At 57.3% G+C, this 19099-nt stretch carries 21 protein-coding genes; 17 read left to right on the plus strand and 4 right to left on the minus strand.

Annotated features, from left to right (window positions below; translation table 11 throughout):
- The 3 genes from qseG to glnB all read left to right on the plus strand — a co-directional run bounded on the left by qseG (nucleotide 1) and on the right by glnB (nucleotide 2466).
- Nucleotides 1-738 (plus strand): two-component system QseEF-associated lipoprotein QseG, encoded by a 738-nt coding sequence (gene qseG, locus ACERY3_RS10340; RefSeq protein WP_064673770.1) that lies wholly within the window; start codon nucleotides 1-3, stop codon nucleotides 736-738.
- A complete protein-coding gene (gene glrR, locus ACERY3_RS10345) occupies nucleotides 725-2062 on the plus strand; it encodes a two-component system response regulator GlrR (protein ID WP_023308835.1) in 1338 nt (445 codons plus the stop codon). The genes qseG and glrR overlap by 14 nt, the downstream gene beginning before the upstream one ends.
- 65 nt (nucleotides 2063-2127) lie before the next feature.
- A complete protein-coding gene (gene glnB, locus ACERY3_RS10350; protein WP_003860685.1) occupies nucleotides 2128-2466 on the plus strand; it encodes a nitrogen regulatory protein P-II in 339 nt (112 codons plus the stop codon).
- 79 nt (nucleotides 2467-2545) lie between these two features.
- On the opposite strand, the gene hmpA is transcribed toward glnB, so the two are convergent.
- Nucleotides 2546-3736, minus strand: coding sequence for an NO-inducible flavohemoprotein (gene hmpA / locus ACERY3_RS10355; protein ID WP_373225573.1), 1191 nt, complete (start codon nucleotides 3734-3736; stop codon nucleotides 2546-2548).
- Between the two features lie 304 nt (nucleotides 3737-4040).
- On the opposite strand from hmpA, the gene glyA reads away from it, so the two are divergent.
- Entirely contained in the window at nucleotides 4041-5294 is a 1254-nt protein-coding gene (gene glyA / locus ACERY3_RS10360; RefSeq protein ID WP_008502165.1) for a serine hydroxymethyltransferase, read from the plus strand.
- A gap of 54 nt (nucleotides 5295-5348) precedes the next feature.
- Here glyA and ACERY3_RS10365 read toward each other — a convergent pair whose 3' ends face one another.
- A complete protein-coding gene (locus ACERY3_RS10365; RefSeq protein ID WP_028016078.1) occupies nucleotides 5349-5771 on the minus strand; it encodes a DoxX family protein in 423 nt (140 codons plus the stop codon).
- Nucleotides 5772-5944: 173 nt separating this feature from the next.
- On the opposite strand from ACERY3_RS10365, the gene ACERY3_RS10370 reads away from it, so the two are divergent.
- Complete coding sequence (locus ACERY3_RS10370; protein WP_008502163.1) at nucleotides 5945-7090, plus strand: 3-phenylpropionate MFS transporter; 1146 nt, start codon at nucleotides 5945-5947, stop codon at nucleotides 7088-7090.
- Here ACERY3_RS10370 and csiE read toward each other — a convergent pair.
- Nucleotides 7085-8362: a stationary phase inducible protein CsiE gene (csiE, locus tag ACERY3_RS10375; RefSeq protein WP_373225574.1), complete on the minus strand. Its 1278-nt coding sequence runs from the start codon at nucleotides 8360-8362 to the stop codon at nucleotides 7085-7087. The genes ACERY3_RS10370 and csiE overlap by 6 nt on opposite strands.
- Before the next feature lie 125 nt (nucleotides 8363-8487).
- Between csiE and ACERY3_RS10380 the strand changes: the two genes are divergently transcribed.
- Both ACERY3_RS10380 and ACERY3_RS10385 read left to right on the plus strand, forming a co-directional pair.
- Entirely contained in the window at nucleotides 8488-9126 is a 639-nt protein-coding gene (locus ACERY3_RS10380; RefSeq protein ID WP_058841755.1) for a DUF1007 family protein, read from the plus strand.
- Nucleotides 9117-10097 (plus strand): nickel/cobalt transporter, encoded by a 981-nt coding sequence (locus tag ACERY3_RS10385; protein WP_058841756.1) that lies wholly within the window; start codon nucleotides 9117-9119, stop codon nucleotides 10095-10097. The genes ACERY3_RS10380 and ACERY3_RS10385 overlap by 10 nt, the downstream gene beginning before the upstream one ends.
- A 40-nt stretch (nucleotides 10098-10137) precedes the next feature.
- Here ACERY3_RS10385 and suhB read toward each other — a convergent pair whose 3' ends face one another.
- The gene (suhB, locus tag ACERY3_RS10390; RefSeq protein WP_023308828.1) at nucleotides 10138-10941 is read right to left on the minus strand and encodes an inositol-1-monophosphatase; all 804 of its coding nucleotides are present in this window, start codon (nucleotides 10939-10941) and stop codon (nucleotides 10138-10140) included.
- Nucleotides 10942-11072: 131 nt separating this feature from the next.
- Here suhB and trmJ point away from each other — a divergent pair, with 131 nt between their 5' ends.
- The 10 genes from trmJ (at nucleotide 11073) to pepB (ending at nucleotide 19050) form a co-directional block, all read left to right on the plus strand.
- Nucleotides 11073-11798 (plus strand): tRNA (cytosine(32)/uridine(32)-2'-O)-methyltransferase TrmJ, encoded by a 726-nt coding sequence (gene trmJ, locus ACERY3_RS10395; protein WP_033146224.1) that lies wholly within the window; start codon nucleotides 11073-11075, stop codon nucleotides 11796-11798.
- 215 nt (nucleotides 11799-12013) lie between these two features.
- Nucleotides 12014-12505: a Fe-S cluster assembly transcriptional regulator IscR gene (gene iscR / locus ACERY3_RS10400; RefSeq protein ID WP_023308826.1), complete on the plus strand. Its 492-nt coding sequence runs from the start codon at nucleotides 12014-12016 to the stop codon at nucleotides 12503-12505.
- A 116-nt stretch (nucleotides 12506-12621) separates the two neighbouring features.
- Entirely contained in the window at nucleotides 12622-13836 is a 1215-nt protein-coding gene (gene iscS, locus ACERY3_RS10405; protein WP_008502157.1) for a cysteine desulfurase, read from the plus strand.
- A 24-nt stretch (nucleotides 13837-13860) separates the two neighbouring features.
- Nucleotides 13861-14247: a Fe-S cluster assembly scaffold IscU gene (gene iscU / locus ACERY3_RS10410; protein ID WP_003860661.1), complete on the plus strand. Its 387-nt coding sequence runs from the start codon at nucleotides 13861-13863 to the stop codon at nucleotides 14245-14247.
- A gap of 13 nt (nucleotides 14248-14260) precedes the next feature.
- The gene (gene iscA, locus ACERY3_RS10415) at nucleotides 14261-14584 is read left to right on the plus strand and encodes an iron-sulfur cluster assembly protein IscA (RefSeq protein WP_003860659.1); all 324 of its coding nucleotides are present in this window, start codon (nucleotides 14261-14263) and stop codon (nucleotides 14582-14584) included.
- A 79-nt stretch (nucleotides 14585-14663) separates the two neighbouring features.
- Nucleotides 14664-15179 carry a co-chaperone HscB gene (gene hscB / locus ACERY3_RS10420; RefSeq protein WP_024908642.1) on the plus strand — a complete coding sequence of 172 codons (516 nt, stop codon included), beginning with the start codon at nucleotides 14664-14666 and terminating at the stop codon, nucleotides 15177-15179.
- Between the two features lie 14 nt (nucleotides 15180-15193).
- Complete coding sequence (gene hscA / locus ACERY3_RS10425) at nucleotides 15194-17044, plus strand: Fe-S protein assembly chaperone HscA (protein WP_047060763.1); 1851 nt, start codon at nucleotides 15194-15196, stop codon at nucleotides 17042-17044.
- A 1-nt stretch (nucleotide 17045) separates the two neighbouring features.
- Nucleotides 17046-17381: an ISC system 2Fe-2S type ferredoxin gene (fdx, locus tag ACERY3_RS10430; protein ID WP_003860652.1), complete on the plus strand. Its 336-nt coding sequence runs from the start codon at nucleotides 17046-17048 to the stop codon at nucleotides 17379-17381.
- Nucleotide 17382: 1 nt separating this feature from the next.
- A complete protein-coding gene (gene iscX / locus ACERY3_RS10435) occupies nucleotides 17383-17583 on the plus strand; it encodes a Fe-S cluster assembly protein IscX (protein WP_003860650.1) in 201 nt (66 codons plus the stop codon).
- 180 nt (nucleotides 17584-17763) lie between these two features.
- Nucleotides 17764-19050 carry an aminopeptidase PepB gene (gene pepB / locus ACERY3_RS10440; RefSeq protein ID WP_047060761.1) on the plus strand — a complete coding sequence of 429 codons (1287 nt, stop codon included), beginning with the start codon at nucleotides 17764-17766 and terminating at the stop codon, nucleotides 19048-19050.
- Nucleotides 19051-19099 lie beyond the last annotated feature (49 nt).

Here is a 19099-nt window from a genome sequence, read left to right on the forward strand (position 1 = left end):
ATGAATCTATGTCTGGTGAGTATGTCACACGTCTTTTTCCGCGCCGTACGTGCGGTGTTTTCCAGCAAAACGCTTCGCCTGAGCCTGCCCTGTTTATTTCTGGCAGGGTGTGTTTCCCATGCGCCACAAAGTGCCATTAGCGATAAACAGGAAGATAAATGGCCCGATAACCAGCTGGCAGACTTCCTCTCAACCCGCTGTGACGACATCTGGAACCTGTCAGGACATGACGTTGAAAGCAACCCGCTGTTCTGGCTGCGTGGGATAGATTGCGCCCAGCGTCTGGCGCCGGTAGACGCCCGCTCGAAGGCGGCGATGCTGGATGACGACACCTGGCAGGACGCTTTCAAGCGCGGGATTTTACTCGCAGATGCGAAAATCACCCCCGTTGAACGTCGCGTCAATGTGACCCGACTGGACACGTTTGTGGTCAATCTTCCCGTGCAGGTACGCCCGGTATACCAGCTCTGGCGCGATGGGCAGACATTACAGCTTCAGCTGTCTGAAGAGCGCTCCCGCTACAGCAAGCTGCAACAGTCAACCGACAGCGAGCTTGATACGCTGCGTCAACAGCAGCAACATTTACGTACGCAGCTGGATACCACGACGCGTAAGCTGGAGAACCTGACGGATATCGAAAGGCAGCTCTCGTCGCGCAAATATCAGCCGGGGAGCTCATCCGCTGCACCGGACAGCGATACGCCGAAACAAGAGGATGTGAAGCATGACGAGCCGTAAACCTGCCCATCTTTTACTGGTGGATGACGATCCCGGGCTGTTAAAGCTGCTGGGGATGCGTCTGGTGAGCGAAGGCTACAGCGTCGTGACCGCTGAAAGCGGGCTGGAAGGGCTGAAGATCCTCAGCCGCGAGAAAATCGATCTGGTGATAAGCGACCTGCGGATGGACGAAATGGATGGCCTGCAGCTGTTCGCGGAGATCCAGAAGCAGCAGCCGGGTATGCCCGTGATTATCCTGACGGCGCACGGGTCGATCCCGGATGCGGTTGCCGCGACGCAGCAGGGGGTCTTCAGCTTCCTGACCAAGCCGGTGGACAAAGACGCGCTGTATAAGGCTATCGACAGCGCGCTGGAACATGCTGCCCCGGCGGGGGATGAAGCGTGGCGGGAGTCCATCGTCACCCGCAGCCCCATTATGCTGCGTCTGCTTGAACAGGCCCGGATGGTGGCGCAGTCCGACGTCAGCGTGCTCATCAACGGCCAGAGCGGAACCGGGAAGGAGATCCTGGCGCAGGCGATCCATAACGCCAGCCCGCGCAGTAAAAATGCCTTTATCGCCATTAACTGCGGCGCGCTTCCGGAACAGCTTCTCGAATCTGAACTGTTTGGTCACGCCCGCGGCGCATTCACCGGCGCGGTGAGCAGCCGGGAAGGGCTGTTCCAGGCCGCGGAAGGCGGCACGCTGTTCCTGGACGAGATTGGCGACATGCCCGCACCGCTGCAGGTCAAACTGCTCCGCGTATTGCAGGAGCGAAAAGTTCGCCCGCTGGGCAGCAACCGCGATATCGATATTAATGTGCGCATTATTTCCGCCACCCACCGCGACTTGCCAAAAGTGATGGCGCGCAACGAGTTTCGCGAAGATCTCTACTACCGTCTGAACGTGGTGAATCTGAAGATCCCGGCGCTGGCGGAGCGCGCGGAAGACATTCCGCTGCTGGCGAACCATCTTTTGCGCCAGGCGGCCGATCGCCATAAACCGTTCGTGCGCGCGTTTTCCACCGACGCGATGAAGCGGCTGATGGCCGCAGGCTGGCCGGGTAACGTGCGCCAGCTGGTGAACGTGATTGAGCAGTGCGTGGCGCTGACCTCCTCACCGGTGATCAGCGATGCGCTGGTGGAGCAGGCGCTGGAAGGGGAAAACACGGCCCTGCCGACGTTTGCGGAAGCGCGGAATCAGTTCGAGCTGAACTATCTGCGCAAGCTATTGCAGATTACCAAAGGCAATGTGACCCACGCGGCGCGCATGGCCGGACGCAACCGCACCGAGTTCTACAAGCTGCTGTCGCGCCACGAGCTGGAAGCAAACGATTTTAAAGAGTAATGCCGTATGATACTGTGAGCAATCGATTACGAGGCAGCTTACAGGCAAGAGTTTAAGGACCCACCATGAAAAAGATTGATGCGATTATTAAACCTTTCAAACTGGATGACGTGCGTGAAGCGCTGGCGGAAGTCGGCATCACCGGGATGACCGTAACGGAAGTGAAAGGTTTTGGTCGTCAGAAGGGCCACACCGAGCTTTACCGTGGCGCAGAGTACATGGTCGACTTTCTGCCGAAAGTAAAAATTGAAATCGTGGTCAGCGACGATATCGTCGATACCTGCGTGGATACCATTATCCGCACGGCGCAGACGGGCAAAATCGGCGACGGTAAAATCTTCGTCTTTGACGTGGCGCGCGTGATCCGTATCCGTACCGGCGAAGAAGACGACGCCGCGATTTAAAAATGCCAACGGTTTTGTAGGCCGGGTAAGGTGCAACCACCCGGCGAAAAAAAAGCCCCTCGAACGAGGGGCTTTTTCATTACAGCACCTTATGGGGCCCGAAACATTCGTAGTGAATGTTGTCTTTGTTCACACCCAGCTCCACCAGCTGCTTCGCGGCATACTGCATAAACGCCACCGGCCCGCAGACGTAGAACTGCATGTCCGGCGCGCTAAACGCCCCTTCCATCTGGCTTAAATTCATCAGGCCTTCGCTGTCAAACCGTGCGGCCGCGCGATCTGCATCCGTCGGCAGGCGATACCAGGTGTGCGCGGTGAAGCGCGGCAGGGACGCCCCGAGCGTTTTCACTTCATCCGCAAAGGCGTGCACGTCGCCGTTATCCGCAGCGTGGAACCAGTTTACCTGCGCACCGTGGTTGGCTTTTGCCAGCGTATCGAGCATCGCCAGCATTGGCGTTTGGCCGACGCCCGCAGAGATCAGCGTAACCGGGGTATTCGCTTCAACCGCCATGAAGAAATCGCCCGCCGGCGCGGCCAGATGGACCACGTCGCCCACGTTAGCTTCGTTGTGTAGCCAGTTGGATACCTGACCGCCGTCCTCACGCTTCACGGCAATACGGTAGCCTTTGCCGTTTGGCTTGCGGGTAAGAGAATACTGGCGGATCTCCTGATGCGGGAAGCCTTCAGGCTTCAGCCACACGCCCAGATACTGGCCCGGCTGGTAATCGGCAACCGGCTGTCCGTCCACCGGCTCAAATTCAAAGCTGGTAATCAGCGCGCTGCGCGGCGTTTTCTCGACGATGCGGAAGGCGCGCGTGCCTTCCCAGCCGCCGTTCTTGCTGGCGTTTTCGCTGTAGATCTGCGCTTCGCGGTTGATAAACACGTTTGCCAGCACGCCGTAGGCTTTACCCCACGCGTCCAGCACCTCCTGGCCCGGGCTGAACATCTCGTCCAGCGTCGCCAGCAGGTGGCCACCCACAATGTTGTACTGCTCGGGTTGGATCTGGAAGCTGGTGTGTTTCTGAGCGATTTTTTCCACCGCAGGCAGCAGTGCCGCCAGGTTTTCAATATTGCTGGCGTAGGCCGCGATGGCGTTGAAAAGCGCTTCGCGCTGATCGCCGTTACGCTGGTTGCTCATGTTGAAAATTTCTTTGAGCTCCGGGTTGTGCGTGAACATGCGATCGTAGAAATGGGCGGTGAGTTTAGGGCCGGTTTCCACCAGCAGGGGGATGGTGGCTTTAACGGTAGCGATGGTTTGAGCGTCGAGCATGGGCGCATCCTTCTGATGTGACTTTAATAATGTATTTTAAATGCATCTTATAAAAAATATCCCTGCGTTGTAAATGGTTCTTTGCAAGATGAAAAATATGCATCACAAACCTGAAAAGAAATCCGCTGGAAAGGGCGAGAGCTTTATTCCTCAAACCCTTGCGTGGCGCGTAGGAAAACGTTTGCGTAAAATCGTTTGTCAAGACCTGTTATCACAGAACTAATCAGTTATACTGTTGCCCGTCGTCCAACAGGACTGCCTTTTCAGGCCAAAATTTACTTGTTAGCTGAGTCAGGAGATGCGGATGTTAAAGCGTGAAATGAACATTGCCGATTATGATGCCGAACTGTGGCAGGCTATGGAGCAGGAAAAAGTACGTCAGGAAGAGCACATCGAACTGATCGCCTCCGAAAACTACACCAGCCCGCGCGTCATGCAGGCGCAGGGTTCTCAGCTGACTAACAAATATGCTGAAGGTTACCCGGGCAAACGCTACTACGGCGGTTGCGAGTACGTGGATATCGTTGAGCAGCTGGCTATCGACCGTGCGAAAGAACTCTTTGGCGCTGACTACGCGAACGTGCAGCCACACTCTGGCTCTCAGGCTAACTTCGCGGTCTATACCGCGCTGCTGCAGCCGGGCGATACCGTTCTGGGTATGAACCTGGCGCAGGGCGGCCACCTGACTCACGGCTCCCCGGTTAACTTCTCCGGCAAACTGTACAACATCATCCCTTACGGTATTGATGAGTCCGGTAAAATTGACTACGAAGACATGGCGAAGCAGGCTAAAGAGCACAAACCGAAGATGATCATCGGTGGCTTCTCTGCTTACTCCGGTATCGTTGACTGGGCAAAAATGCGTGAAATCGCAGACAGCATTGGTGCTTACCTGTTCGTCGACATGGCGCACGTTGCGGGCCTGATTGCCGCTGGCGTTTACCCGAACCCGGTTCCACACGCTCACGTTGTGACCACCACCACCCACAAAACCCTGGCGGGTCCACGCGGTGGCCTGATCCTGGCGAAAGGCGGTGACGAAGAGCTGTACAAAAAACTGAACTCCGCTGTATTCCCAAGCGCGCAGGGCGGCCCGCTGATGCACGTTATCGCGGCTAAAGCCGTTGCGCTGAAAGAAGCGATGGAGCCAGAATTCAAGGTTTATCAGCAGCAGGTTGCTAAGAACGCCAAAGCGATGGTGGAAGTGTTCCTGAACCGTGGCTACAAAGTGGTCTCCGGCGGTACTGAAAACCACCTGTTCCTGCTGGATCTGGTTGATAAGAACCTGACCGGTAAAGAAGCTGACGCAGCCCTGGGCCGCGCCAACATCACCGTGAACAAAAACAGCGTGCCAAACGATCCGAAGAGCCCCTTCGTGACCTCCGGTATCCGTATCGGTTCTCCGGCCGTGACTCGCCGCGGCTTCAAAGAAGCGGAAGTGAAAGAGCTGGCTGGCTGGATGTGTGACGTTCTGGACAACATCAATGACGAAGCGGTTATCGAGCGCGTCAAAGGTAAAGTTCTGGATATCTGCGCACGCTTCCCGGTATACGCATAATTCCTCTGCCTGGCAGAAATAAAAAAGGCCGCGCTTGCGGCCTTTTTTTATGGCTTAACGCCGGTCGAGGGAAATGGCTCCAGGTCCGACAATCGCCAGCAAAATAAAGGCGCCAGCAATACTGACGTTCTTATAGAAGTTAATCATATTCGGCACGACCGCATCACCGGTCATATCCCAGTAGTGGTGCCCAATCACTGCGGTTCCGAGGGTATAGAATACAAACAGTACCGCGAGAGGACGGGTGAAAAAGCCCAGCACGATCAGGATGGCAGCAGGGACTTCCATCACCACCGCAATAATGGCCGCCAGCATGGGCATCGGCGTACCCAGCGAGGTCATATATTGTACGGTGCCGCTAAACCCCGTCAGTTTTGGATAGCCAAAGATGATAAACAGCACGACAAGCGCGATGCGGCCAATCAGCAGCAGTAGGTGGCGTGACTGACCGAAATCGAAATAACGTAGTGAGTTCATGGCAGAAAAACCTCTGCAAGTGGAGTAATTTAAACGTAATACATATTTTCATTCCCTGCCATAAGCCAGACGACTGCACAAGATGTTAATTTTTCGTTAATTTATAGCAGGCTATCTACTTGCTTAATTTTTATATTCTCGCCAGACTATGGCCTCGATTTCGGGAGGGATTCATGGTCTTGCATTCCACGCGCTGGCTGGCGCTCAGTTATTTCACCTATTTCTTTAGCTACGGTATTTTTCTGCCCTTCTGGAGCGTCTGGCTCAAGGGTATCGGCCTGACTCCTGAGACTATCGGTGTCCTGCTGGGGGCCGGGCTGGTGGCGCGTTTCCTCGGCAGCCTGCTGATTGCCCCGCGCGTCAGCGATCCCTCCTTGCTGATCAAGGCCGTGCGCATTCTTGCTCTGCTGACGCTGGTCTTTGTTGCCTGCTTCTGGGTCAGCCACCAGTTTGCCTGGCTGATGGTGGTGATGGTCGGCTTTAACCTGTTCTTCTCACCGCTGGTACCGCTGACGGATGCCCTGGCGAACACCTGGCAAAAGCAGATCACCATGGACTACGGCCGCGTGCGCCTGTGGGGCTCAATTGCCTTTGTGATTGGCTCCGCGCTGGTGGGCAAACTGGTCAGCCTTTACGATTACCGCGCCATTCTCGCCCTGCTGAGTATCGGTATTGCCTCTATGCTGCTGGGTATGCTGCTGCGTCCGTCGGTGATGCCGCAAGGGGAAAGCCGCCATCAGGAGAGCGCAGGCTGGCCCGCCTGGCGGAGCCTGGTGGCACAAAGCTGGCGTTTTCTGGCGTGTGTATGTCTGCTTCAGGGGGCGCATGCGGCGTACTATGGCTTCAGCGCCATCTACTGGCAGGGGGCGGGATATTCTGCTTCCGCAGTGGGCTATCTGTGGTCGCTGGGGGTAGTGGCCGAAGTCATTATCTTTGCCCTTAGCAAAAAGCTGTTCCGTCGCTTTGGCGCGCGAGACCTTCTGCTGCTTTCCGCCGTGTGCGGCGTGGCGCGCTGGGGGATTATGGGCTGGACGACCGATCTGCCATGGCTGATAGTGGCGCAAATCCTTCACTGCGGCACCTTTACCGTGTGCCATCTGGCGGCCATGCGCTACATCGCAGCGCGCGAGGGCGGAGACGTTATTCGCCTGCAGGCCGTCTATTCGGCGGTCGCGATGGGGGGCAGTATCGCGATCATGACGGTCTTTGCAGGATTCCTCTACCAGCACCTGGGGCATGGCGTCTTCTGGGTGATGGCGCTGGTCGCCTTACCCGCCATCGTTGTTCGCCCTAAAGTGGCCGCTCGCGCCTCGCTATGATTCCAGCATGGCGCGAATATGTTCTTGCTGCTGCGCGTTCAATGTCTCAACGGCATGTATCAGCGGCGGCGAGAACAGCGGCAGGACGGTAGGGTAGGGGGTGATAACCAGTGCGGCCTCGCGCGGTGCCCCCTCTTTCTGGAAAGCCTGAAGCGTCAGATAGCGAATGTTGAGCGGCAGCAGCGTCAGCTCGCGAAGCTGCTGTTCAATCAGGTCCTCGGTGGCTTTATCGTCTCCCGTCAGCAGGATCACCTGTTTTTCGTGCAGATCGGTCTCCTGCATCAGCCAGGCACCGAAAATCACCGCGACAAGACTCATCTCTTCATCTGAAAAACGCAGCCCAAACTCCGCCTCCAGCTCAAACAGCGCTTCCTTTGTGGTGCGTAACAGCCGGGGATAGAGGCGATGGATCTCCTCCGGCAGGCTATTGTCGATGCCGATCTCAAACAGCGAGCGGTCCAGCGCCTGAGCAAGATGGATATATAGCTGATCGGTCAGCCCTTGTTCATCGCTGAAGTTCATCCCGGTCTGCGAGCGAAAACGGGCGACCATGCGCACGATGGCCCGACGCAGGCGCTGATCCTGCTGGTGTTTATCGAGCACCGGATCGGGCGTGCGGAGCATCATAAACAGCAGCGCCAGAAACAGCTGTTCATCCCCGTGCGCACCCTGCGGCACGCGACGTCTCCAGTGACGCACGATCTCCTGGGCCGTAAAATACTCCCCTCTCGACTGGGTCCAGCTGCGCTGAACGTGAGAAAACTGCGGCGTATTCCCGAGCTGGTGCTGAATAAGACAGTATTGCAGATAGAGCTGTAAAAACTGGACGTCGCGGCATTCAAACTGGCGCTGCAGCTTGCGGGAGCAGAAGCCGATCAGCGCCCGCAGGTTCGCATCATCGTAAAGCGGCCGCGCAATGCCGTGTTGTTTAAGCGCGGTTTTTAATGCGGGGGTAAACTGGTGCGAGACAAACTGCGGGCAAAGCCGCAGCGCCCGGCGCAGCCAGTGCAGCAGGCATAAACGCTGATTCAGGGCTGTGCCTTCAATCCGGTAGCTGCCGTCGTGGTGCGTAACGATGTCCAGCCGGTGATAGCGCTGGATTTCATCGCGCGTCTCGGCTATATCTTGCCGTGCCATCGCGTCGTCCACCCCGTTGGCAGCGATTATGCTCTCTGCGGTGACGGCAGCATCGGGCAGGTATAGCATCAAAAGCACCTGGCAGCGGCGCTGCGAACTGGAAAGCACAGATGGAATTTCAAGCGTCGTCATCATCTGTCGGGTATCCAGTGTGAATGTTTGATAAGAATAGCTAAAGGATGAGCGCTGAAAAGCGCGCCGGCAGGCCTTTCACTCAGGATTGCTGGGGAACATCACAGAATTTTTGACGTGAGGAATTGATGCAAACAGTTAAACAAAGTGCGATGGCGTTATTTTTGGCGGTTATCAGCTTCACCGCCAGCGCACACCCTCACAGTTTTATTGACCTCCAGACCGAGCTGGTTACCGACGGCACGCAGCTGAGCGGCCTGAAGATGCGCTGGACGATGGATGAAATCACCTCGGCCGATCTGCTCTATGATGCGGGAAACGCGAAGCCCGGCGATGAAATCTGGAAAAAGCTGGCGGCGGAAGTGATGGCCAACGTGCTCGGCCAGCACTACTTCACGGAATTCTGGCACAACGGGCAAAAGGTCAAATTTCTGAACCGGCCAACGGAATACGGGATGACGCGTGACGGGCATCAGGCGGTGCTGACGTTTGTGCTCCCGCTGGCGCATCCGCAGCCGCTGGCGGGGCAAACGTACACATTTTCCACTTTTGACCCTACCTACTATGTCGATATGCGCTATGACAAAGACGGCGACGTACGATTGCCGGACGCTCTGCAAAAAAGCTGCAAAATTGGCGTTCACACCCCGAAACCCAGCGAAGAGATGCTGAACTTTGCGGTCTCGCTTGATAAGGAAGATGCACCGCCTGAGGACATGGAATTGGGTAAACAGTTCGCGCAGGAGGTGACGTTACAATGTCAGTGATCTCCTCTCCGGTTCGGAAACCGCGCCGCTGGCTGCACCTCTGGCCGCTGGCGCTTTTTCTCCTGCTGGCCGTTTGCGGCTCGCTCTGGCTTTGGCAGGCCTGGCCGCAGGTCATGATGAAAAGCATCGTCTGGCAGCGTGAGGTCAATCAGCAGATGAGCGGTCTGCTGAAGGCTGTGGCCGAGAACCCGACCAAAGCGGGTGGTTCCCTGCTGGCGTTCAGCTTTATCTATGGCGTTCTGCACGCGCTGGGGCCGGGGCACGGCAAAATCGTGATAACGACCTGGCTCGCCACCCATCCGTCGAAGCTGAAATCGAGTATCGGGCTGACGCTGGCCTCCTCGCTGCTTCAGGGCAGCGTGGCGATTGCGCTCGTCGTAGTCGTGCTTTCGCTGTTGCAGCTTCCCGCGCGCCAGCTGCACATGAGCAGTTTCTGGCTGGAGAAGGGGAGCTACGCGCTGGTGGGCGTGCTGGGGCTGATCCTCTGCTGGCGGGCGCTGAAAAAGCTGCGCGTGCTGCTGCAAAAACCGAAATTCAAAACCTTCACGCCGCACCACGTTCATGATGCAAACTGCGGCTGCGGGCATCAGCATTTGCCCACGCAGGAACAATTGCAGAACGGCGACGACTGGCGCGCGCGGCTGATGATTGTTCTTTCGATGGGCATGCGCCCGTGTTCGGGGGCCATCATGGTGCTGCTGTTCAGCAAGGTGATAGGCGTGTTTGGCTGGGGAATGCTCTCCGCGCTGGCGATGGCGGCAGGGACGTCTCTCACCATTTCGTCTTTAGCGCTGCTGGTTCACAGCTTCCGTCAGCTTGCGGTCAGACTCAGCGGCAATAAAACACCGGTGCTGTGGCGGCAGGTAGGGTGGACAACGCTTGCGCTGGCGGGCGGGGTGATTCTGCTGGTTGCGGCGGTGACGATGTGGATGAGCGCGATGCCGGTGGGAAGAGGATTGCGGCCGTTTTAGTTGGGATTCCCTCTCCCACGGGGAGAGGGAATGACCGGGATTAACGCTTCAGCGCATCGCTCAGTTCATCACGCATGTTGGCCAGCATGGCTTTAACAACGCGTGGGTTACCTGCAACGACGTTGCCGGTAGACATATAGTTATGGCCGCCGGTGAAATCACACACGATGGCGCCTGCTTCACGTGCGATCAGCTCGCCCGCAGCAAAGTCCCACGGCTTCAGTGACAGCTCGAAGTAACCGTCAACGCGGCCTGTTGCTACATAGGCCAGATCCAGCGCGGCAGAACCGGTGCGGCGGAAGTCAGCGCATTCGGTAAACAGTTTGCCCAGGATATTCATATAGGTGGTCGCGTGCTGTTTCGCCTTGAACGGGAAACCGGTAGCCAGAATGGTGCCGTCCAGATCGCGTGCGTTGCTGCAGCGCAGACGGTAGCCGTTCAGCTGTGCGCCCTGACCGCGGGTAGCGGTGAACAGTTCGTTACGCATTGGATCGTAAACAACGGCGACTTCAGTACGGCCTTTAATACGTACTGCGATAGACACAGAGAAGTGTGGCAGGCGTTTGACGAAGTTGGTGGTGCCATCCAGTGGATCGATAACCCATTGAACATCCTGATCGGTACCTTCATGTTCACCGCTTTCTTCGGTGATGATGGTGTGCTGCGGGTAAGATTTGCGGATCGTTTCGATAATAATCGCTTCTGCGGCTTTATCGACGTTAGTCACGAAATCATTGCTGCCTTTCTGGCTGGTTTCTACGGAGTCTGGCGTTTCGTAGTGTTTGGCAATTACATTACCCGCCTTGCGCGCTGCGCGCACGGCGATGGTCAGCATCGGATGCATCGGTCTCTCTCACTGGATGTTAAAGAACAGGAAAATCGGCGCAGAGTATAGCAGTGGGATCGGATTATGTCTCCCGTTTATGATAATATGCCGGAATATTCTTCAGACGCTGAATTCAGACATTAAAAATTATGCTGCAAAACATTCGAATCGTGCTGGTCGAAACATCGCACACCGGCAACATGGGCTCCGTTGCCCGCGCTATGAAAACCATGGGCTTAACGAACCTGTGGCTGGTTAACCCGCTGGTCAAACCTGACTCGCAGGCTATCGCCCTGGCGGCCGGTGCCAGCGACGTGATCGGCAACGCTCAGATCGTCGATACCCTTGACGAAGCGCTGGCCGGCTGCAGCCTCGTTGTTGGCACCAGCGCGCGTTCACGCACGCTGCCGTGGCCGATGCTGGACCCGCGCGAATGCGGCCTGAAAAGCGTCTCAGAAGCGGAACAGGCTCCGGTTGCGCTGGTGTTTGGCCGCGAGCGCGTTGGCCTGACCAACGACGAGCTGCAGAAGTGCCATTATCACGTCGCCATCGCGGCTAACCCGGAATATAGCTCGCTGAACCTGGCGATGGCGGTGCAGGTTATCGCCTATGAGGTGCGTATGGCGTGGCTGGCGACGCAGGAGAAACAGGTAGAGCCTAAAGAAGAAACGGCCTACCCGCTGGTGGACGACCTTGAGCGCTTCTACGGTCACCTGGAGCAGACGCTGCTCTCAACCGGCTTTATTCGTGAAGGCCACCCGGGCCAGGTGATGAACAAGCTGCGCCGCATGTTTACCCGCGCGCGCCCGGAAAGCCAGGAGCTGAACATCCTGCGCGGGATTCTGGCGTCGATTGAGCAGAAGAATAAAGAGTAGTGTCGATTTCCCCTCTCCCCGTGGGAGAGGGCTGAGGTGAGGGCATCAGGCCGCACCGGGATTTTGAAGGCACGGAACGTTAAATACCTGACTAAAACAGTCAAGTAAATAGTTGACCATTTTAGTCAGGAATGTCAGACTTGGCCCTGCTATGCAATACCCCCATTTTACAATAAAAAACCCCGGGCAGGGGCGAGTTTGAGGTTAAGTAAGACATGAGACTGACATCTAAAGGGCGTTATGCCGTGACCGCGATGCTGGACGTTGCGCTCAACTCCGAAGCGGGCCCGGTTCCGTTGGCTGATATTTCTGAACGACAAGGGATCTCCCTCTCTTACCTGGAACAGCTGTTCTCCAGACTGCGTAAAAATGGACTGGTTTCCAGCGTTCGTGGCCCAGGCGGCGGTTATCTGCTGGGTAAAGACGCGGGCAGTATTGCAGTTGGTGAAGTGATTAGCGCAGTTGACGAATCCGTTGACGCGACCCGTTGCCAGGGTAAAGGCGGCTGCCAGGGCGGCGATAAATGCCTGACCCACGCGCTGTGGCGCGATCTGAGCGACCGTCTCACCGGCTTCCTGAACAACATCACCCTGGGTGAACTGGTCAATAACCAGGAAGTTCTGGATGTCTCTGGTCGTCAGCACGGTCAGGATTCCCAACGCAGCACCCGCGCGCAGGACGCTATCGACGTCAAACTGCGCGCGTAATAAAACGATAAAGATTTCAGAATCAGGCCGGGGCGGCACGCCCCGCGTACTCGGTCGTACATCCAGCCGGTTGCCTGATTCCTTGCATTGAAGCGATGTACGGAGTTTAAAGAGCAATGAAATTACCGATTTATCTCGATTACTCCGCAACCACGCCGGTGGACCCGCGTGTTGCCGAGAAAATGATGCAGTGTCTGACCCTGGACGGAAACTTTGGTAACCCAGCTTCCCGTTCACACCGTTTTGGCTGGCATGCTGAAGAGGCGGTTGATATCGCCCGTAATCAGATTGCCGACCTGGTGGGTGCCGACCCGCGTGAGATTGTTTTCACCTCCGGTGCGACCGAATCCGACAACCTGGCGATCAAAGGTGCAGCCAACTTTTATCAGAAAAAAGGCAAGCACATCATCACCAGCAAAACCGAACACAAAGCCGTGCTGGATACCTGCCGCCAGCTGGAGCGTGAAGGTTACGAAGTGACTTACCTGGCGCCACAGAGCAACGGGATCATCGACCTGAAAGAGCTCGAAGCGGCCATGCGTGATGACACCATTCTGGTTTCCATCATGCACGTTAACAACGAAATCGGCGTCGTTCAGGACATCGCGACCATCGGGGAAATGTGCCGCGCGCGCGGTATCATCTATCACGTTGACGCGACCCAGAGCGTGGGCAAACTGCCTATCGATCTGAGCCAGCTGAAAGTGGACCTGATGTCCTTCTCCGGCCACAAAATTTATGGCCCGAAAGGGATCGGCGCGCTGTACGTTCGTCGTAAACCGCGTATCCGCATCGAAGCACAGATGCACGGCGGCGGTCACGAGCGCGGCATGCGTTCCGGCACGCTGCCTGTTCACCAGATCGTGGGCATGGGCGAAGCGTACCGCATTGCGAAAGAAGAGATGGAAACCGAGATGGCGCGCCTGCGCACGCTGCGTAACCGTCTGTGGGACGGCGTGAAAGATATGGAAGAAGTGTATCTGAACGGCGATCTCGAGCAGGGCGCTCCGAACATCCTCAACGTCAGCTTCAACTATGTTGAAGGCGAATCGCTGATCATGGCGCTGAAAGACCTGGCCGTTTCTTCCGGTTCTGCCTGTACGTCTGCAAGCCTGGAGCCATCCTACGTGCTGCGCGCGCTGGGCATGACCGACGAGCTGGCGCACAGCTCTATCCGTTTCTCTTTAGGTCGTTTCACTACCGAAGAAGAGATTGACTACACCATCAAGCTGGTTCGCAACTCCATCGGCCGTCTGCGCGACCTTTCTCCACTGTGGGAAATGTTCAAGCAGGGCGTGGATCTGAACAGCATTGAATGGTCACATCACTAATCGGTACATAAGGAGAATTCAATCATGGCATACAGCGAAAAAGTCATCGATCATTACGAGAACCCGCGCAACGTTGGCTCTTTTGACAACAGCGACGAATCTGTCGGTAGCGGCATGGTTGGCGCACCGGCGTGTGGCGACGTGATGAAGTTGCAGATTAAAGTCAACAATGAAGGTATCATTGAAGACGCGCGCTTCAAGACCTACGGCTGCGGTTCTGCTATCGCGTCCAGCTCCCTGGTTACCGAATGGGTGAAGGGCAAGTCTCTGGACGAAGCACAGGCAATCAAGAACACGGATATTGCTGAAGAACTCGAACTGCCACCGGTGAAAATTCACTGTTCAATTCTGGCAGAAGACGCGATCAAAGCCGCCATTGCGGATTACAAAAGCAAACGTGAAGCAAAATAATTGAGGTTTGAGTATGTCGATTACCCTTAGCGACAGCGCTGCCGCGCGAGTAAGCTCTTTTCTGGCGAACCGTGGTAAAGGCTTTGGCCTGCGACTGGGCGTACGTACCTCCGGCTGTTCTGGTATGGCTTACGTACTGGAGTTTGTTGACGAGCCGGCGTCTGACGACACCGTGTTTGAAGACAAGGGCGTGAAGGTGGTGGTCGATGGCAAAAGCCTGCAATTCCTCAACGGCACTCAGCTGGACTTCGTTAAAGAAGGCCTGAACGAAGGGTTCAAATTCACGAACCCGAACGTCAAAGACGAGTGTGGTTGCGGCGAAAGCTTCCACGTTTAACCGCGCGTCATCCGAAACCCCACCGTGGCTTACCTGCTGCGCGTGGGGTTTGTTCTAATAGGCTACCCCTGAGATTGTTATGGATTACTTCACTCTCTTCGGACTACCCGCTCAATACCCGATTGATCTCCAGGCGCTGACGATTCGTTTTCAGGATCTTCAGCGTCAGTATCACCCGGATAAATTCGCCAGTGGTACTCAGGCAGAACAGCTGGCCGCGGTATCGCACTCTGCGACCATCAACCAGGCCTGGCAGACGCTGCGCCATCCGCTGGCGCGTGCAGAATATCTGCTCTCGCTCCACGGTTTCGATCTGGCGAGCGAACAGCATACCGTACGCGACACCGCTTTTCTGATGGAACAGCTGGAGCTTCGCGAAGAGCTGGATGAGATTGAACAGGCCAAAGACGAAGCGCGTCTGGAAAGCTTCATCACGCGCGTGAAGGGCATGTTCGATACCCGCCATCAGCAGATGGTGGAGCAACTGAACAACGAGACCTGGGACGTGGCGGCAGACACTGTGCGCAAACTCCGTTTTCTCGATAAACTGCGAAGCAGTGCTGAACAACTCGAAGAAAAGCTGCTCGATTTTTAATTTCGGAAGCAATTATGGCCTTATTACAAATTAGTGAGCCTGGCTTAAGTGCCGCACCGCACCAGCGTCGTCTGGCGGTGGGTATCGATCTGGGCACCACCAATTCCCTCGTGGCGACCGTGCGCAGCGGCCAGGCGGAAACGCTGGCTGACGAGCAGGACCGCCATCTGCTGCCTTCCGTGGTCCACTACCAGCAGCAGGGTCACGCGGTCGGCTATGACGCCCGCGCCAACGCCGCGCGCGATCCGGCCAACACCATCAGCTCCGTAAAGCGCATGATGGGCCGCTCTCTGGCCGATATTCAGACCCGCTATCCGCATCTGCCGTATCAGCTGCAGGCCAGTGAAAACGGCCTGCCGATGATTGCGACCGCGGCCGGTCTGCTGAACCCGATTCGCGTTTCCTCCGACATCCTCAAAGCGCTGGCGGCGCGCGCGACGGCGACGCTTGGCGGCGATCTGGACGGCGTAGTCATCACCGTTCCGGCCTATTTTGACGATGCACAGCGTCAGGGCACCAAAGACGCCGCGCGTCTGGCAGGCCTGCACGTGCTGCGCCTGCTGAACGAACCGACGGCGGCGGCGATTGCCTACGGCCTCGACTCCGGTCAGGAAGGGGTGATCGCGGTTTACGATCTCGGCGGCGGTACCTTTGATATCTCGATCCTTCGCTTGAGCCGCGGGGTGTTTGAAGTGCTGGCGACCGGCGGGGATTCCGCGCTGGGCGGCGATGACTTCGACCATCTGCTGGCGGATTATATTCGCGAGCAGGCGGGCATCAGCGATCGCAGCGATGCCCGCGTGCAGCGTGAATTGCTTGATGCGGCTATCGACGCCAAAATCGCCCTGAGCGATGCGCAGACGGTTAGCGTAAACGTTGCGGGCTGGCAGGGTGAGATCGCCCGCGACCAGTTCAGCGATCTGATTGCCCCGCTGGTGAAACGCACCCTGCTGGCCTGCCGTCGCGCACTGAAAGATGCGGGCGTTGAGGCGAACGAGGTGCTGGAAGTGGTCATGGTGGGCGGTTCGACCCGCGTGCCGCTGGTGCGCGAGCGCGTGGGCGAATTCTTTGGACGCACGCCGCTGACCTCCATCGACCCGGACAAAGTGGTTGCCGTGGGCGCCGCAATCCAGGCCGATATTCTGGTCGGCAACAAGCCGGACAGCGAAATGCTGCTGCTGGACGTCATCCCGCTGTCGCTCGGGTTAGAAACCATGGGCGGCCTGGTAGAGAAAGTGATCCCGCGTAATACCACCATTCCGGTGGCGCGCGCGCAGGAGTTCACCACCTTCAAAGACGGCCAGACCGCGATGTCCATCCACGTGATGCAGGGCGAGCGCGAGCTGGTACAGGACTGCCGCTCTCTGGCGCGCTTTGCGCTGCGCGGTATCCCGGCGCTGCCTGCGGGCGGGGCGCATATTCGCGTCACCTTCCAGGTGGATGCGGACGGCCTTCTGAGCGTCACGGCGATGGAAAAATCGACCGGCGTGGAATCGTCCATTCAGGTGAAGCCGTCCTACGGCCTGACCGATGGCGAAATCGCCTCCATGATTCAGGACTCAATGAGCTACGCCGAACAGGATGTGAAGGCGCGTATGCTGGCTGAACAAAAAGTTGAAGCCGCCCGCGTGCTGGAGAGCTTGAACGGCGCGCTCGCTGCCGATGCCGCGCTGTTAAGCGCCGCTGAGCGCCAGGTGATTGACGACGCTGCCGCGCATTTAAGCGCAGTAGCAGAAGGCAATGACGCTGACGCAATAGAAGAAGCCATTAAAAACGTTGATAAACAAACCCAGGACTTTGCTGCTCGCCGCATGGACAAATCTGTCCGCGTCGCGCTGAAAGGCCAGTCCGTGGACGAGGTTTAATATGCCAAAGATTGTTATTTTGCCTCATGCGGACCTCTGTCCGGATGGCGCTGTTCTGGAAGCGAAGACCGGTGAAACCATTCTCGATGTTGCCCTGCGTGCAGGTATCGAAGTGGAACACGCCTGTGAAAAATCCTGTGCCTGCACCACCTGCCACTGCATCGTGCGTGAAGGTTTTGACTCTCTCGCCGAGAGCACCGAAGACGAAGACGACATGCTGGATAAAGCATGGGGTCTGGAGCCAGACAGCCGCCTGAGCTGCCAGGCCGCGGTGACCGATGAAGATCTGGTCGTGGAATTCCCACGCTACACCATCAACCACGCACGCGAGCATTGATATGGGACTGAAGTGGACAGACAGCCGTGAAATCGGCGAAGCGCTCTACGACGCGAACCCGGATCTCGATCCGAAGACCGTACGATTCACCGACATGCACCAGTGGATCTGCGATTTAGAGGATTTCGACGACGATCCAAACGCATCCAATGAAAAAATTCTGGAGGCGATTCTGTTAGTCTGGTTAGATGAAGCAGAATAATTTCCACGTCATGCTTCACGTTGCCGATGCGTTGGCTGCGCTTGTTCACCCCGGTCACAGAGTTATCTCTGCTCCCGGGGATTCACTCGCTTGCCGCCTTCCTGCAACGCGAATCATTTAGTGGAAAGAGACTCTATGGGCTGCCTTCAGGCGGCCCGTTTGCTAATAAGGATAAATAAAATGACCGAAGCGATGAAGATTACGCTCTCGAATCAGCCTGCTGACGCACGCTGGGGCGAGAAAGCCACCTACAGCATTAATAACGACGGCATTACCCTGCACCTGACGGGCAAAGATGATACCGGCCTGATCCAGCGCGCTGCGCGTAAAATTGACGGCCTGGGCATTAAGCATGTCTCCCTGGAAGGCGAAGGCTGGGACACCGACCGAAGCTGGGCATTCTGGGCAGGCTACAAAGGCCCGAAAGGCACCCGCAAAATCGAGTGGGCTAACCTCGACGAAGCCGGTCAGAAAGAGCTGGAAAGCCGCCTGCAAATCATCGACTGGGTGCGCGACACCATCAACGCCCCGGCGGAAGAGCTCGGTCCTGAGCAGCTGGCGCAGCGCGCGGTTGACCTGCTGTGCGGCGTGGCGGGCGAGAAAATGTCCTACCGCATCACCAAAGGTGAAGACCTGCGCGAGCAGAATTACATGGGCATCCACACCGTGGGCCGTGGTTCCGAGCGCCCTCCGGTCCTGCTGGCGCTGGATTACAACCCAACCGGCGATAAAGCGGCGCCGGTCTTTGCCTGCCTGGTCGGGAAAGGCATCACCTTCGACACCGGCGGCTACAGCCTGAAGCAGAGCGCGTTCATGGACTCAATGAAGTCCGACATGGGCGGCGCGGCAACCATCACCGGCGCGCTGGCGTTCGCCATTACCCGCGGTCTGAACAAGCGCGTGAAGCTGTATCTGTGCTGCGCGGACAACATGGTGAGCGGTAACGCCTTCAAGCTGGGCGACATCATTCGCTATCGCAACGGCAAAAACGTCGAAGTGATGAACACCGACGCCGAAGGCCGCCTGGTGCTGGCCGATGGCCTGATCGACGCCTCCGCCCAGAAGCCGGAGCTGATTATCGACATGGCAACCCTGACCGGCGCGGCGAAAACGGCGCTGGGTAACGACTACCACGCGCTGTTCAGCTTTGACGACAAGCTGGCCGCTCGCCTCCTGGCAAGCGCCGCTGCGGAAAACGAACCGTTCTGGCGTCTGCCGCTGGCCGAGTTCCACCGCAGCCAGCTGCCGTCCAACTTTGCCGAGCTGAACAACACCGCGAGCGCGGCGTACCCGGCGGGTGCAAGCACGGCGGCAGGCTTCCTGTCCCACTTCGTTGAGAACTACCACGAAGGCTGGCTGCACATCGACTGCTCCGCAACCTACCGTAAAGCGGCGGTTGAGCAGTGGTCCGCTGGCGCGACCGGTCTGGGCGTGCGTACCGTGGCGAACCTGCTGACGGCTGAGTAATCTTTATTGCCCTCACCCTAACCCTCTCCCAAGGGGAGAGGGGAGTTTG

This window comes from Enterobacter cloacae complex sp. ESBL7 (assembly GCF_041679625.1).
Lineage (GTDB): Bacteria > Pseudomonadota > Gammaproteobacteria > Enterobacterales > Enterobacteriaceae > Enterobacter > Enterobacter asburiae_B.

Bases quoted from the DNA above. Each gene is read 5' to 3' on its own strand.
- qseG (WP_064673770.1), top strand. From the start codon at position 1: ATGAATCTATGTCTGGTGAGTATGTCACACGTCTTTTTCCGCGCCGTA.
- glrR (WP_023308835.1), top strand. From the start codon at position 725: ATGACGAGCCGTAAACCTGCCCATCTTTTACTGGTGGATGACGATCCC.
- glnB (WP_003860685.1), top strand. From the start codon at position 2,128: ATGAAAAAGATTGATGCGATTATTAAACCTTTCAAACTGGATGACGTG.
- hmpA (WP_373225573.1), bottom strand. From the start codon at position 3,736: ATGCTCGACGCTCAAACCATCGCTACCGTTAAAGCCACCATCCCCCTG.
- glyA (WP_008502165.1), top strand. From the start codon at position 4,041: ATGTTAAAGCGTGAAATGAACATTGCCGATTATGATGCCGAACTGTGG.
- ACERY3_RS10365 (WP_028016078.1), bottom strand. From the start codon at position 5,771: ATGAACTCACTACGTTATTTCGATTTCGGTCAGTCACGCCACCTACTG.
- ACERY3_RS10370 (WP_008502163.1), top strand. From the start codon at position 5,945: ATGGTCTTGCATTCCACGCGCTGGCTGGCGCTCAGTTATTTCACCTAT.
- csiE (WP_373225574.1), bottom strand. From the start codon at position 8,362: ATGATGACGACGCTTGAAATTCCATCTGTGCTTTCCAGTTCGCAGCGC.
- ACERY3_RS10380 (WP_058841755.1), top strand. From the start codon at position 8,488: ATGCAAACAGTTAAACAAAGTGCGATGGCGTTATTTTTGGCGGTTATC.
- ACERY3_RS10385 (WP_058841756.1), top strand. From the start codon at position 9,117: ATGTCAGTGATCTCCTCTCCGGTTCGGAAACCGCGCCGCTGGCTGCAC.
- suhB (WP_023308828.1), bottom strand. From the start codon at position 10,941: ATGCATCCGATGCTGACCATCGCCGTGCGCGCAGCGCGCAAGGCGGGT.
- trmJ (WP_033146224.1), top strand. From the start codon at position 11,073: ATGCTGCAAAACATTCGAATCGTGCTGGTCGAAACATCGCACACCGGC.
- iscR (WP_023308826.1), top strand. From the start codon at position 12,014: ATGAGACTGACATCTAAAGGGCGTTATGCCGTGACCGCGATGCTGGAC.
- iscS (WP_008502157.1), top strand. From the start codon at position 12,622: ATGAAATTACCGATTTATCTCGATTACTCCGCAACCACGCCGGTGGAC.
- iscU (WP_003860661.1), top strand. From the start codon at position 13,861: ATGGCATACAGCGAAAAAGTCATCGATCATTACGAGAACCCGCGCAAC.
- iscA (WP_003860659.1), top strand. From the start codon at position 14,261: ATGTCGATTACCCTTAGCGACAGCGCTGCCGCGCGAGTAAGCTCTTTT.
- hscB (WP_024908642.1), top strand. From the start codon at position 14,664: ATGGATTACTTCACTCTCTTCGGACTACCCGCTCAATACCCGATTGAT.
- hscA (WP_047060763.1), top strand. From the start codon at position 15,194: ATGGCCTTATTACAAATTAGTGAGCCTGGCTTAAGTGCCGCACCGCAC.
- fdx (WP_003860652.1), top strand. From the start codon at position 17,046: ATGCCAAAGATTGTTATTTTGCCTCATGCGGACCTCTGTCCGGATGGC.
- iscX (WP_003860650.1), top strand. From the start codon at position 17,383: ATGGGACTGAAGTGGACAGACAGCCGTGAAATCGGCGAAGCGCTCTAC.
- pepB (WP_047060761.1), top strand. From the start codon at position 17,764: ATGACCGAAGCGATGAAGATTACGCTCTCGAATCAGCCTGCTGACGCA.